Annotated in this window: 11 protein-coding genes; 8 read left to right on the top strand and 3 right to left on the bottom strand. The window is 62.8% G+C overall.

Translation table 11 applies throughout. The annotated features are described in order from the left end of the window. The first annotated feature begins 24 nt into the window (after nucleotides 1–24). Both dnaE and FJ959_RS29400 read left to right on the top strand, forming a co-directional pair. The gene (gene dnaE / locus FJ959_RS29405; protein WP_140562435.1) at nucleotides 25–3,552 is read left to right on the top strand and encodes a DNA polymerase III subunit alpha; all 3,528 of its coding nucleotides are present in this window, start codon (nucleotides 25–27) and stop codon (nucleotides 3,550–3,552) included. A gap of 67 nt (nucleotides 3,553–3,619) precedes the next feature. Then, a complete protein-coding gene (locus tag FJ959_RS29400) occupies nucleotides 3,620–4,423 on the top strand; it encodes a potassium channel family protein (RefSeq protein ID WP_140501525.1) in 804 nt (267 codons plus the stop codon). A 17-nt stretch (nucleotides 4,424–4,440) separates the two neighbouring features. Here the strand turns inward: FJ959_RS29400 and FJ959_RS29395 are convergent, their stop codons facing one another. Next, nucleotides 4,441–5,322, bottom strand: coding sequence for a DMT family transporter (locus FJ959_RS29395; protein WP_140623444.1), 882 nt, complete (start codon nucleotides 5,320–5,322; stop codon nucleotides 4,441–4,443). Between the two features lie 179 nt (nucleotides 5,323–5,501). Here FJ959_RS29395 and FJ959_RS29390 point away from each other — a divergent pair, with 179 nt between their 5' ends. Next, nucleotides 5,502–6,008 (top strand): hypothetical protein, encoded by a 507-nt coding sequence (locus FJ959_RS29390; RefSeq protein ID WP_140501529.1) that lies wholly within the window; start codon nucleotides 5,502–5,504, stop codon nucleotides 6,006–6,008. A gap of 23 nt (nucleotides 6,009–6,031) precedes the next feature. On the opposite strand, the gene FJ959_RS29385 is transcribed toward FJ959_RS29390, so the two are convergent. Further along, complete coding sequence (locus FJ959_RS29385) at nucleotides 6,032–7,360, bottom strand: DNA polymerase IV (protein ID WP_140623446.1); 1,329 nt, start codon at nucleotides 7,358–7,360, stop codon at nucleotides 6,032–6,034. A gap of 65 nt (nucleotides 7,361–7,425) precedes the next feature. Here FJ959_RS29385 and FJ959_RS29380 point away from each other — a divergent pair, with 65 nt between their 5' ends. Beyond that, complete coding sequence (locus tag FJ959_RS29380) at nucleotides 7,426–8,013, top strand: GNAT family N-acetyltransferase (RefSeq protein ID WP_140518294.1); 588 nt, start codon at nucleotides 7,426–7,428, stop codon at nucleotides 8,011–8,013. Nucleotides 8,014–8,107: 94 nt separating this feature from the next. Beyond that, a complete protein-coding gene (locus FJ959_RS29375) occupies nucleotides 8,108–9,610 on the top strand; it encodes a hypothetical protein (RefSeq protein ID WP_140633604.1) in 1,503 nt (500 codons plus the stop codon). Between the two features lie 150 nt (nucleotides 9,611–9,760). On the opposite strand, the gene FJ959_RS29370 is transcribed toward FJ959_RS29375, so the two are convergent. Next, on the bottom strand, nucleotides 9,761–10,060 hold the full coding sequence (locus FJ959_RS29370; RefSeq protein ID WP_140501536.1) for a DUF3572 domain-containing protein: 300 nt from the start codon (nucleotides 10,058–10,060) through the stop codon (nucleotides 9,761–9,763). 236 nt (nucleotides 10,061–10,296) lie between these two features. On the opposite strand from FJ959_RS29370, the gene FJ959_RS29365 reads away from it, so the two are divergent. The 3 genes from FJ959_RS29365 to FJ959_RS29350 all read left to right on the top strand — a co-directional run bounded on the left by FJ959_RS29365 (nucleotide 10,297) and on the right by FJ959_RS29350 (nucleotide 14,097). Continuing rightward, nucleotides 10,297–10,668, top strand: a complete 372-nt coding sequence (locus tag FJ959_RS29365; RefSeq protein ID WP_140501538.1) for a response regulator — start codon at nucleotides 10,297–10,299, stop codon at nucleotides 10,666–10,668. Nucleotides 10,669–10,701: 33 nt separating this feature from the next. Continuing rightward, nucleotides 10,702–12,075: a PleD family two-component system response regulator gene (locus FJ959_RS29360; RefSeq protein ID WP_140633493.1), complete on the top strand. Its 1,374-nt coding sequence runs from the start codon at nucleotides 10,702–10,704 to the stop codon at nucleotides 12,073–12,075. A gap of 528 nt (nucleotides 12,076–12,603) precedes the next feature. Further along, complete coding sequence (locus tag FJ959_RS29350; protein WP_140633490.1) at nucleotides 12,604–14,097, top strand: FAD-dependent monooxygenase; 1,494 nt, start codon at nucleotides 12,604–12,606, stop codon at nucleotides 14,095–14,097. Nucleotides 14,098–14,148 lie beyond the last annotated feature (51 nt).

Below are 14,148 nucleotides of genomic sequence, written 5' to 3'. Positions count from 1 at the left end.
GTCCTTCGGGAAACGCGAAAAACCATGGCGGATGACAGACTTCCACGCGACCCCTTGCTGCGCGAAGCGGCAGTGAAGGCGGCGGCGCCAGAAGCGCCGGCGCGTCCTTTCGTGCATCTTCGCGTCCACTCGGCCTATTCGCTGCTGGAAGGCGCGCTCCAACTCGGCAAGATCGTCGGCCATGCGGTCAAGGACGAGTGTCCGGCAATCGCGGTCACCGACACCAACAATCTGTTCGGCGCGCTCGAATTCGCGCAGAAGGCGGTGAAGGACGGCATCCAGCCGATCATCGGCTGCCAGATCGCGCTCGCCTTTTCCGGCGAGAACGTCGACGGCCAGCGCGACCGCCGGCGGCAGGGGCCCGAGATGCGGCCAGTCGTGCTTATCGCGGCGACCGAAGCCGGCTATTCCAATCTGGTCAGGCTGGTAAGCCGCGTCTATCTGGAGACGCCGCCCGGCGAAGCCGTGCATCTGACCAGCGAGATGCTGGAGGGCCAGACCGACGGGTTGATCTGCCTCAGCGGCGGTCCCCGCGGCCCTATCGGCGCGGCTCTGAAGGAGGATCGACGCGATCTCGCGGAGACCCGGCTGTCGACCCTGAAAGCCCTGTTCGGCGATCGGCTCTATGTCGAACTGGAACGAGTTTCCGGTTACGACCGGCTGATAGAACATTCCACGATCGATCTCGCCTATGCCCACGAATTGCCGCTCGTCGCCACCAACGAGGCGTTCTTCTCCTCGCGCGACGATTATGACGCGCATGATGCGCTGATCGCCATAGCGGAGGGCTCGGTCGTCGCCGTGGACAATCGCCGCCGGCTTTCACCGGATAACTTCCTGCGTAGCCAGGCTGAGATGGCAGCGTTGTTCGCCGATCTGCCGGAAGCGATCGACAACACGGTCGAGATCGCGTTGCGCTGCTCCTACTATCCGAAAACCCGCAGCCCGATCCTGCCGCGCTTTACCGGCGGCGACGCGTCGGACAAGGACGCAGCCGAGAAGGCCGAGGCCGCCGAACTTGCCCGCCAGGCGCGTGAAGGGCTGGAGGCCCGGCTTGCCGCGCACGGACCGACGCCGGGCTATACGGTCGAGCAATACCGCGAGAGGCTCGAGTTCGAGCTCGGCATCATCGAGAAGATGAAATTCCCAGGCTACTTCCTGATCGTTGCCGACTTCATCAAATGGGCCAAGTCGCAAGGCATTCCAGTCGGGCCGGGGCGCGGCTCGGGTGCGGGCTCGCTGGTCGCCTATTCCACCACCATCACCGACATCGATCCGCTGCGTTTCTCGCTGCTGTTCGAGCGCTTCCTCAATCCGGACCGCGTGTCGATGCCCGATTTCGACATCGACTTCTGCCAGGACCGCCGCGAAGAGGTGATCCGCTATGTCCAGCAGAAATATGGACGCGACCAGGTCGGCCAGATCATCACCTTTGGAACGCTGCAAGCCCGCGCGGTGCTGCGCGACGTCGGCCGCGTGCTGCAGATGCCTTACGGCCAGGTCGACAAGCTGTCCAAGATGGTGCCGCAGAACCCGGCCAATCCGGTGAAACTGGCGGACGCTATCGCCAACGAGCCGCGTTTTGCCGAGGAGGCCGAAAAGGAGCCGATCGTCCAGACGCTGCTCGACATGGCACAGAAGCTGGAAGGGCTTTATCGCCACGCGTCGACGCACGCCGCCGGCATCGTCATCGGCGACCGGCCGCTGTCGGAGCTAGTGCCGATGTACCGCGATCCTCGTTCGGACATGCCGGTCACCCAGTTCAACATGAAATATGTCGAACAGGCCGGGCTGGTGAAGTTCGACTTTCTCGGCCTGAAGACGCTGACCGTGCTGGAGACGGCGGTGAAGCTGATACGCCGCCGCGGCATCGATATCGACCTGGCGACGATCCCGCTCGACGATCCCGAAACCTACGCCATGCTGTCGCGCGGCGAAGTGGTCGGCGTGTTCCAGGTGGAAAGTGCCGGCATGCGCAAGGCGCTGATCGGCATGCGGCCCGACTGCATCGAGGACATCATCGCACTGGTCGCGCTCTACCGGCCGGGACCGATGGAGAACATCCCGACCTACAACGCCAGGAAGCACGGCGAGGAGGAGATGGCCTCGATCCATCCCAAGATCGACCATCTGGTGAAGGAGACGCAAGGCGTCATCGTCTACCAGGAACAGGTGATGCAGATCGCGCAGGAGTTGTCCGGCTATTCGCTGGGCGAAGCCGACCTTTTGCGCCGCGCCATGGGCAAGAAGATCCGCGCCGAGATGGACAAGCAGCGTGAGCGCTTCGTCTCGGGCGCGGTCGAGCGCGGCGTGGCCAAACCGCAGGCCGACTTCATTTTCGACCTGCTGGCCAAGTTCGCCGACTACGGTTTCAACAAATCGCACGCGGCCGCCTACGCCGTCGTCTCCTACCAGACAGCCTATCTCAAGGCGCATTATCCGGTCGAGTTCCTGGCGGCGTCGATGACGCTCGACATGGGAAACACCGACAAGCTCGCGGATTTCCGCCAGGATGCGCTGCGCCTCGGCATCGAGGTGGTGGCACCGTCGGTGATATCAAGCTTTCGTCCCTTCGAGGTCGGCGAGAACCGCATCTACTATTCGATGGCCGCGCTCAAGGGCGTCGGCGACGCGGCGGTGGAGCATATCGTCGCCATGCGCGGCGAGAAGCCGTTCAAGAGCCTGGCCGATTTCTGCGAGAGGGTCGATCCGAAAATCGTCGGCAAGCGCGTCTTCGAAAGCCTGATCATGGCCGGAGCGCTAGACTGTTTCGGCCATGACCGCGCCGCGATGATGGCTGGCGTCGAGCGGATGATGGGGCTGGCGTCACTGGCGCAGCAGAACGCCGTCTCAGGCCAGGCCGACATTTTCGGCGCGTCTCTAGGGGCACAGTCGCAGGCGCTCAACTTGCCCGTGACCGAACCGTGGCTCGCCGCCGACCGCCTGCACCGCGAATTCCAGGTGGTCGGTTTCTATCTCTCCGCCCATCCGCTGGACGAGTACAAGGCGGCGCTGCAGAAGATGCGGGTGCAGAACTGGGCGGAGTTTTCGGCCGCGGTCAAGCGCGGTGCCACCGCAGGGCGCCTCGCCGGCACCGTGACCACCAAGCAGGAGCGCAAGACGCGGACCGGCAACAAGATGGGCGTGGTGCAGTTCTCGGACACGTCCGGCCAGTATGAGGCGGTACTGTTTTCCGAAGGATTGGCGCAGTATCGCGACATGCTGGAGCCGGGCCGCTCCGTGGTCATTACCGTGGCGGCGGAGGACAGGCCGGAGGGCGTCAACCTGCGCATCCAGACCGTGCAGTCGCTTGAGGACGAGGCCAGCCGCATCCAGAAGGCGCTGCGCATCTTCGTCAGAAACGATGCGCCTGCCTCGATCATTCAATCGCAGCTTACCCAGCGTGGTGAAAGTCAGGTGAGCATCATCGTTATCAAGGAAGAAGCGCAGGGCGAGGTGGAGATTGCCCTGCAGGGGGGCTACCGCGTCTCGCCGCAAATCGCCTCGGCGATGCGCGCCGTGCCAGGCGTGGTCGAAGTGGAGCTGGTGTGATCGCCCCTTCCGGGGACTGGTGGCAATCCGCCGGGCGGCATCCGCCGCTCAAGTCACCGCAATTGCCATGAAGACGAAAGACAGCGACGGATTGCAGGACCGTTCCACAATGGCGTGGCTGCGCGACACGCTGCGCAAGCTCTACCACGGCCGCACGCCGGCGGCTTTTCGGTTTCAGCTGGTTGCGGTCATCATCGACCTGGCCATCATTGCCTTCTTCATCGCCACGCCCGTCATCCAGCAGTCGGCCTCATTCCTGTGGCTCGACTATGCGGTGGCGGCTCTGGTCGCCGCCGACCTGGTTGCCAGGCTGCTTGCCTCGAACGACATGCTGCGGCTGATGAAGCAGCCGACCTCCTGGGTGGACATTTTCATCCTTTTGACGCTGCTGATGCCGACGGCGCTCGCCAATCTCGGCTTTCTGCGCATCCTGCGGCTGTGGTCGCTGTCGCGCAGCGGTTCGCTCTGGCGGCATTTCGAGATGCAGGGCCTGCGGCCCTGGCGCGAAGCGAGCCACGCGGTGATCAATCTCTTGACGTTCCTCTTCGTGATCACCGGTTTCGTCTACACTTTCTTCTTCCGCAGCGGAGCGGGGCTGGAAAGCTACATCGACGCGCTTTACTTCACCGTCGCGACGGTGACCACGACCGGGTTCGGCGACATCGTGCTGCCGGGAATGGCGGGGAAACTGACGGCGATCGTGACCATGATCATCGGCATATCGCTGTTCGTCAGGCTGGCGCAGGCGATCTTCCGACCGGCCAAGGTGTTCTTTCCCTGTCCGCAATGCGGCCTGCAACGGCACGAGCCGGACGCCGTTCACTGCAAGGCCTGCGGCCACCTCCTCAACATACCCGACAGCGGTGATTGAGGGGCGATTGAGGCGCGCTACGATGCCGCCGCTTGCGCCGGCTTTGGCTGCCGGCGCTGCAGGTTGAGCATATTGCCCATCAGGATCAGCAATGCCCCGCCTGCGGTAAAAGCGTCGATCTGCTCCTTGTAGAGCAGCCAGCCGATCAATGCCGACAGCGGCACGCGCAGGAAATCCATCGGAGAAATGACGGTGGCATCGGCGTAGCTCAGCGCCCAGGCCATGCAGAAATGTGACGACATGCCAGTGAAGGCGATCAGCAGGATCCACGGCCACAGCTCGAGCGAAGGGTTGCGCCATTCGTAGAGCGCCGGGATCAGGCCGAGCACCGACTGGATGATCAGCATCCAGAAGATGATTCGCACAACGCTGTCGGTCCGCGTCAGCGACTTGACCAGGACCAGCGAGATGCCGAAGCACATTGCCGCGCCCAGCACGACCAGATGTCCCGGATCGACCGAGCCGACGCCTGGGCGCACGATGATCACGACACCGATCAGCCCGAGCGCCACGGCGCCGAGCTTCGGCCGGGTGAGCCTTTCGCCGAGAAAGGTGACCGCAAGGATCGCCGTCCAGATCGGCGTCGTGAATTCGATCGAGATCAGCACCGCCAAAGGGATCAGCGTCAGGGCGTAGAGCCACGCCGCCTGGCCGGTATAGTGAACCACGTTGCGCGTGACATGGGCGAGGGGGCGCCCAGTGCGCATGGCGGCAAAGCCGCCATTTTGCATGACCAGCGGCAGCAGGATGAAAAAGCCGATCACCGAGCGCAGCTCCAGCACCTGGAAAACGTTGAGCTCGGCCGTGGTGGCGCGGCCCGCGACCGACATCGCCAGGAACGAGGCGATCGACAGCGCCATCCAGAACGCGGCCTTGGGGATGGAAGGGGTGGGTGCCATTTCCGCTATGTCGCAGGCCGTGGCTTTTGCCGCAACCGCTAGCAGCCGCATTCTTCTGGGCCAGCCGGATGTTGCAAAACAGTCATGTTGAAGGCGGAACCTGGCACGGCAGGGGGCGTTGAGTTCCGAATATCGGAAGTGCTTCGCAGGTGCCTTTCAATGTCGATAGGAGAATTTCGATGAGATCATTTGCGCAATTTGCGCTTGCTGGCTGCCTGTTGGTCACGGCAGGCGCGGCACATGCCGACGAGTCCAGATTTCTCCAGTCGTTCAAGGGCAATTTCACCGGCAAGGGCATCGTCAAGGTGACTACCGACGCGCCGACGGTGAATGTGTCCTGCACGTTCAGGTCAAACGCGACGTCGACCTCATTGTCGCTCGATGGCAATTGCCGAGGGCTTATCGTGGTGACGCGCGCCATCAGCGCGGACCTGAGGACTGCCGGAGCGAAATATAGCGGCACTTATGTCGGGTCTCGTACCGGGCCTGCGCAATTGAACGGCACCCGTTCGGGCAACGCGATCAATCTCGGCATCCGTTGGGCCAAGGAGGTCAATGGTGACCGAAAGGCGCAGATGAAGGTCGAGAAACGAGGCGAGAACGGCATGCGGCTGACGGTGATCGACACTGATCCGAAAACCGGCAAGAGCATGGTGACAAGCAGGATCGATCTGCAGCGCACCTAAATCTCGACAGCTGATATCCATTATCAGTCTTCCAGCGGCTCTGGCGGGTGGGTGTCGCGGCCTTTGCCGAACGTATAGCCGGTTTCCACCGCCTTGCGGCCGAACTTGTCGCGCAGCGCGTCGATGGCGCCTTCGGCCATGGCCCGCTTGCGCGACTGGATATCGACCAGATCGGGCGGATCGGCCTTGTCATCGGCGGAAAGATCGCTGACGCCGATGCCGAGCAGCCGGTATTTGGTGCCGTCGGTTTCCTTGCGCAGCAGCTCGACCCCGGTCGAAAAGATACGGTCGGCGAGCCGGGTCGGGTCGCCGAGCTGGCGGTTGCGGGTGCGGATCTTGAAATCCTGCGTCTTCAGCTTGAGCACCACCGTGCGCCCGGCGATGCCGGATTTCTTCAGCCGCGCCGAGACCTTTTCCGAAAGGCCCCGCAGCACCGAGACCAGCTCGTCCAGCGAAGCGATATCGGTGTCGAAAGTGGTTTCGGCCGATACGCTCTTGGCGTCCTGGTCGGGATCGACGCGGCGGACGTCCTCGCCGCGCGAGAGCCGGTAAAGCCGGTCGCCCATCACGCCATAGCGGCGCATGAGGTCGCCACGGTCCATCTTCTGGAGCTGGCCGATGGTGTGGATGCCGTCCTGTTCGAGCGTGGCGTTGAATGCCTTGCCGACCCCCCAGATCATGCTCACCGGCTGTGCGGCGAGGAAACCCACGGCTTCCGCTTCGCCGATGACCGAGAAGCCGCGCGGTTTGCGGAAATCCGACGCCACCTTAGCCAGGAACTTGCAGTAGGACAGACCTGACGAAACGGTGATGCCGATCTCCTTCTCGACGGCCAGCGCGAAACGGGCCAGCACCACCGCCGGCGGCAGGCCGTGCAGCCGTTCGGTTCCGGCAAGGTCGAGAAACGCCTCGTCGATCGAGAGCGGCTCGACCAGCGGCGTCAGCGCCTGCATCATGGCGCGCACCTCGCGCCCGACGACCACGTACTTTTCCATATTGGGCGGGATAACCACCGCTTCGGGGCAAGCCTCGAGCGCCTTGAACATGGGCATGGCGGAACGCACGCCCCTTATCCGGGCGATGTAGCAGGCGGTGGAGACGACGCCGCGCTTGCCGCCGCCGATGATCAGCGGCTTGTCCTTCAGCGCCGGGTTGTCGCGTTTTTCGATTGCCGCATAGAAAGCGTCGCAGTCGATATGGGCCAGATGCAGCCGGTACAGCTCGGGATGACGGGCAAGCCTGGGGCTGCCGCATCGCTCGCAGCGCCTGGCGTCGCTGCGCTGAAAGGCCAGGCAGTCGCGGCAGAAACCGTGATCAGGATTATTGACAGGAGCCGCCATCGCTGCGAACATAAAGAGAACAAACACAATGGTACGACAGTGCAAGGCTAGCGACAAGCTTGGCCTGGGGAGAACGCATGAGCACGACCATAGTGCCGCTGGCGCCTGAGCTCTGGCCTGAATTCGAAGATCTCTTCGGCAAGCAGGGCGCCTGCTACGGCTGCTGGTGCACGCATTTCCGGCTGGCGCCGGCGGCTCGTCGCGAAAGCAGCCGCGAACGCAACAAAGACCACATCAGGGCGCGCATCGAAGCAGGCCCGCCACCGGGCATGCTGGCGTTCGAGGACGGCAAGGCAGTCGGCTGGATGCAGATCGGGCCGCGCGCCGACGTGCCCGAGTGGAACAACCGGGGCCGGGGCTCGGCTCCGGTCGATCCCGCGGACGCATCGGATCCGAGCGTCTGGGCAATTTCCTGTTTCTTCATCCGCGCCAAGGCACGGGGCCGGGGCATCAGCCATCGCCTGGTCGAAGGCGGCATCGATTTCGCCCGCAGGAACGGCGCGCGAATGGTGGAAGCCTGCCCGATAGACCTGTCGAAGGATTCACGCTCCATCGGGCTGTTCGTGGGCTCGTCGCGCGTGTTCGAGAAGGCCGGGTTCGAGCGGCTCCTGGAACGCAAGGCGGGCCGGCCGTTGATGCGGCTGGTGCTGGAGCCGAGCGCCTGAACTTCGCCGTCTTGCAGTTGTGACGGTCTTTCCCTACCAGAAGTAGGAGACGATTTTGCCTTTTCGACCAAACGGAGAATTCTACGTGAACCGGATGTTGCCAATCGCCTTTACCGCGCTTCTGCTCAGCGCGCCCGCTTTCGGCCAGAGCGTCGACAGCCAGGGTGCGAAGCAGCTATCCGAGAACCTGTCCCGCTATGTCGGCAAACAGGCCCTCGATAAGGGCATCCTGAAGGTCTCGGTCGAAGGCGGCGCCTACAAGATCATGTTCGATTTCAAGGCGCTCGCCGGCACCTTGCCCGACCAGAAGCTGTTGAAATTCGACTTTGCGCCCTACGCCCTGCTGGTCAAGCCGCGTAGCGACGGGACCTGGGATGTCTCGATGGATCTTTCGCACAGCGCCTCCTTCGAGTTCAACGGGCCGCAGGGGCTGCAGAGCACGCAATTTTCTATCAAGGACGGCAAGGGTTCCGGTGTCTACGACCCCAATCTGGCGGCCTTTACCAGCGGCACCAGTTCGATGGCGGGCATGACGATGGTGTCGCAAGATGCCAAGCAGCACATGGAAGTCAGCGCCGACGGCGGCACCGCGACCATGGCCGCCACCAAAGCTGCCAATGGCGGGATCGATTTCGCGTTGTCGCAAAAAGTGTCGAACTTTGTCGAGTCGATCAAATTCGACGATCCCGAAAGCGGACTGAAATTCCCGGTCACCGTCAAATCACCGGAACTGTCGGTGGATGCCAAAGGCAAGGGCGTGCAGACCAAGCCGCTGCTCGATCTCCTGGCATTTGCCGTCGCCAATGAGAATGAAGCCACGCTGAAAGCCAACCAGGCGCAGCTCAAATCGCTTCTGCTCGCCGCGCTTCCTGTGTGGGAACGCATCGACGGGACATACGGGTTCAAGAATTTCGCGGTCGAGAGCCCGGTCGGCACGTTCGGTGCGGCGCAGCTCAGCACCGCCTTCGGAATGGATGGCGTCGCCCAGAGCGGTACGATCGGCTACGGGATCAAGGCATCTGGGTTGACCGTGCCGCAGCAGCTTCTGCCGAACTGGAGCATGGCGCTGCTGCCGACCGATATCGACCTGAACTTCGGCGGCGCCAATATCGATCTCGACAGCATGGCGAAGAAGGCAATCGAAGCCTTTGATCTTAACAAGAACCCGCCGCTGTCGGCCGAATTCGGAGAGCAGCTCAAAACCGACTTCATGGCCAAGACGCCGAAGGTCGTCATTGGCCATAGCACCATCAAGAACAAGGATACCGAAATTGCCTTGGAAGGCGAAATGACTTTTCCTGGCGAGAAGCCGGAAGCCAATGTGACGGTGGACGTGGCCGGCTTCGACAAGATCGTCGAGGGCTTGCAGGAAGCGGCGAAATCGGAACCGGAGGTGGCGCAGTACGTGCCTGTGGCCCTGATGGTGAAAGGGTTCGGCAAGACCTTGACGGACGGCCGCATGGAATGGGTCGTCAACGCCAAGCCGGACGGTTCGGTCATTGTCAATGGCGTCATGCTGAAGCCGGCCGATCCTGCCGAGGACGACAGCATTGACGATGGCGGCGACGAGACGGACCAGGCGGATCCGACACCGTAGCCACTCGGCTCACCAAAGCGCGTCGCCTTCGAACGGATTGGCGCGACGCGCCTCAAGCCTTCGTTTTATACTTGTCGCTCAAAACGGGCGGGCGACAAGAGTCAGACTTCGCTCGACCTGGCGATCGGGGCGCCGCCTTGGGATCGTCACTCATATGGAATGCTCGTGGTTATCGTCGCCCAGCGGCAGCGCGCGCAACGCCTTGCCGACGGAGGCCGGTGGCGTGCCGGTTTCCTCAGCAAAACGCAGCAATGTGGGTTCGTGGGCGAGAACGAACTGCAGCACACCGGCCAGAAATCCCGGCTCGCCGGCAGCTTTGCGGATCGAATGCGCCTCGATGCCGGTGATCGCCAGGAAGCGAGGCAGCAGTTCGGGATCAGAGGCGACGAAGGCCAGAGCCTTCACGGCAATGGTTTCGGCCTCTTCGCGCATTGACGCTGCGTTTGCCATCACTACCTTTCAGGGTATGCGGAATGTGAGTCTCTTCCGCAGTAATGGCAAGCGTCGCTTGCGGCAAGTCGTTACCTCTTCAGTGCGGGACCCGAGGTGGAAACGGAGCAGCTTTTCTCGCCGCAGGTTTCCGTTTCGTCAATCATATTGCCGTAGAGTCGACCAGGGTTTGGTGCGTCCCGGAAGGGCGCATAACGGCCGCGTTCGAGCGAAACAGCGGCCGGGACGGGATATCGATGCCTAAGAAGGTCATGATCGTCGAGGACAATGAGCTCAACATGAAGCTCTTTCGGGACCTCATCGAAGCAAGCGGTTACGAGACAGTTCGCACCCGCAACGGTCTGGAAGCGCTCGATCTGGCGCGTCAGCACCGGCCGGATCTCATTTTGATGGACATCCAGTTGCCTGAAGTGTCTGGGCTGGAGGTGACGAAATGGCTGAAGGAAGACGACGACCTGCACGTCATCCCGGTCATTGCCGTCACCGCCTTCGCGATGAAGGGCGACGAGGAGCGCATCCGCCAGGGCGGCTGCGAGGCTTATATCTCCAAGCCGATCTCGGTGCCGCGCTTCATCGAAACCATCAAGTCCTACCTGGGTGATTCCTGATGCACCTTGCCGCCAAAGCCGGAGCCTTGTGAAATGACCGCTCGGATTCTCGTCGTCGACGACATCCCTGCCAATGTCAGGCTGCTGGAGGTTCGGCTGCTGGCCGAATATTTCGAGGTGTTGACCGCCACCAACGGCCCGGATGCGATCGAGACCTGCGAGAACGGCAAGGTCGATGTCGTGCTGCTCGACGTCATGATGCCGGACATGGACGGCTTCGAGGTCTGCCTCCGCCTGAAGAGCGATCCGGCGACGTCGCATATTCCAGTGGTAATGATCACCGCACTCGACCAGGTTTCCGACAGGGTGCGCGGGCTTGAGGTCGGCGCCGACGATTTCCTGACCAAACCCGTCAACGACCTGCAACTGATGACGCGCGTCAAGAGTCTCGTCAGGCTGAAGTCGCTGACCGACGAGTTGCGGCTGCGCGCTTCGACCACGCGCAACATCGGCATCGAAGAGTTGCTCAGCCGCAATTTCGCCTCCGAGGACACGACGCCGAAAGTGCTTCTGATCGATGAGCGCAAATCGTCGATCGAGCGCGTCCAGAAGATGCTGCGCGACTGTGCTGACCTGGATGTCGCCAGCGATCCGCATGCCGGCTTCTTCCAGGCGGCGGAGACGCCCTATGAATGCGTGATGATCTCGACGAGCTTCGCCGATTTCGATCCGCTTCGGCTCTGCTCGCAACTGCGCTCGCTCGATCGCACACGCTTCCTGCCGATCATCCTGCTGGCGGAGGAGGGCGAGGAGGAGCGCATCATCCGCGGCCTCGAACTCGGCATCAACGACTATCTGATGCGGCCGATCGACCAGCAGGAACTGACGGCGCGGTTGCGCACCCAGGTGCGCCGCAAGCGCTACAACGACCAATTGCGCGCCAGCGTGACGCAGACGATCGAAATGGCGGTGACCGACGGGCTGACCGGGCTGCACAACCGCCGCTATCTCGACAGCCATCTCCAGACGCTGTTCGACCGCGCCGTGGCGCGGCGTCGGCCGCTGTCGGTGATGATCACCGACCTCGATCGCTTCAAGTCGATTAACGACACGCACGGCCATGACGGTGGCGACGAGGTGCTGCGGGAATTCGCGCGGCGGCTGCGCAAGAACGTGCGCGGCATCGATCTGGCCTGCCGGTTCGGCGGTGAGGAGTTCGTAGTGGTCATGCCTGACACCGATGGAGCGATCGCCGAAAAGGTGGCCGAACGCATCCGCGCCGAAATCGCCCAGATGCCGTTCGTCATCGGGCCTGACGGCAAGGCCATCGAGGTCACCGTCAGCGTCGGCGTGTCGTCGGTGCTGAAGGGGGTGGATACGGTGGCGGCGCTGATGAAACGCGCCGATCTGGCGCTCTATGAAGCCAAGAGCGGTGGCCGCAACCGCGTCGTCGCCAAGGCTGCCTGACGGACCGGGTAAGAGTATCCGTCAATCCGGCAAGGTTACCCATTTACCTTAATCCAAGCGATTCACGAGGCTTGGTTAAGAAACTGTTGATTTTCATAAGCTCTTGCGCAAATGTGCGGCCACAGACAGAGCGACGCCGGCACGAGGACAGACAGCCGGGTCGATCAAAAAATACCCCATGATGCTCAGGTCCGCCGCATCTCCTGGGTCCGTGGGGTCGGCCGGCCGGCGCTGGCACATAGTGGCCTCCTCGTACCGCTGCCAAACGCCGACCGGCCCCCTTTCAAAATAGCATCAGGATTCTGCGCCAACCTCCGGATATCAGGAGCTTTTTGCGCACAGGATATCGACAGCATTTGGACTGTAAAAGGCGAGCCACGATGTGGAGAGCTGCGGCGCACGCTCTCTTGCCATCCGGCGGAGGGCGTTGCTCCTCACTTCATACATATGGCGCCCAAGGGGCTTGCTTCAAGCCCGGGTTCCTCCCGTAAAACCGCGGCCCTAGCCAATAGGAGCGGAGTGACGGGAATGCGTGCACCGACAGATGGATCGCGTCGAAATCATGCGGTGATTGTCGCCGGGGGCGGCCCGACAGGATTGATGCTGGCAGGCGAACTCGCATTGGCGGGCATCGACGTCGCCATTGTCGAGCGGCGCCCGACCCAGCAGCTGATTGGCTTGCGCGCGGGTGGCCTGCACGCACGCACAATCGAGGTGCTCGACCAGCGCGGGATCGCCGACCGGTTCCTCTCCCAGGGGCGATGCTTCCCGACCGTCGGCTTCCACATGATCCGTTTGGACATCAGCGACTTTCCCAGCCGGCACAACTATCTGCTGGCGCTGCGGCAAAACCACATCGAGCGGATATTGGCCGACTGGATCAGCGAATTGGGGGTGCCGATCCATCGCGGACAGGAAGTCACGGATTTCATGCAGGACGACAGTGGCGTGGATGTGGGGCTTTCCGATGGCCGACGGATGAAGGCGCAGTACCTCGTCGGATGCGACGGTGGACGCAGCACGATCCGCAAGGCGGCGGGCATCGAATTCGCTGGATGGGATCCGACGATGAGCTGGATGATCGCCGAGGTCGAGATGTCGGAAGAACCGCCATTGGGCTTTCGCAGCGACGCCCACGGAACCCATGCGATAGGCAAGATCGAGGACGGCGACCGGTTGGGCATCGTGCTGACCGAGAAACGACTGATCATCGGTGGTGAACCGACATTGGACGATCTCCGCGAGGCGCTCACCGTTATCTATGGCACCGATTTCGGCGTCCACAGTCCGACCTGGCTCTCTCGTTTCACCGATATGACGCGCCAGGCTGCCGCTTACCGCGACAGACGTGTCCTGCTGGCCGGCGACGCTGCGCATATCCATCCCCCAATGGGCGGACAGGGCCTCAACATCGGCGTGCAGGACGCGGTCAACCTGGGATGGAAGCTGGCCCAGGTCGTCAAACGGGCATCACCGGACAGTCTGCTCGACAGCTACCATGCCGAGCGCCATCCGGTCGCCGCCCGCGTGTTGCGCAACACGATGGCGCAGGTCGCGCTTCGCCGCATGGATGACCGCACCAAAGCCCTGGGCGACACCATCGCCGAACTGCTCGCCATGGATGAACCACGCAAACGAATCGCCGCAGAGATGTCCGGCCTGGGTGTCCACTACGACCTCGGGGAGGGGCACGCGCTGCTTGGGTGGCGAATACCCGACCTCGATCTGCTCACCGCCAGCGGGCCGGTGCGGCTGTTTACCTTGCTGCACCATGCCCGGCCGGTGCTGATCAACCTCGGCACGCCCGGCAGACTTGACATCAAGCCGTGGGCGGATCGGGTCCAGCAGGTCGACGCCGTGTACGACGGCGACTGGGAGCTGCCAGTTCTCGGGGCCGTCGCCGGGCCCGACGCGGTGCTGATCCGCCCCGACGGGTACGTGGCATGGGTTGGTTCCGGAAGCCAACAGGGACTGGCCGATGCGCTGACCACCTGGTTCGGGCCGCGCGTTGATGCGGCGTAGCAGGGTCGAGGCCGGCCTGGCGCATCGCCCGCAAACGCGTGCTTGTCATGC

It is taken from the genome of Mesorhizobium sp. B2-2-4, assembly GCF_006442375.1.
GTDB lineage: Bacteria > Pseudomonadota > Alphaproteobacteria > Rhizobiales > Rhizobiaceae > Mesorhizobium.
Note: the sequence above shows the minus strand (reverse complement) of the source record. Positions and strands in the feature narration are given on the sequence as shown.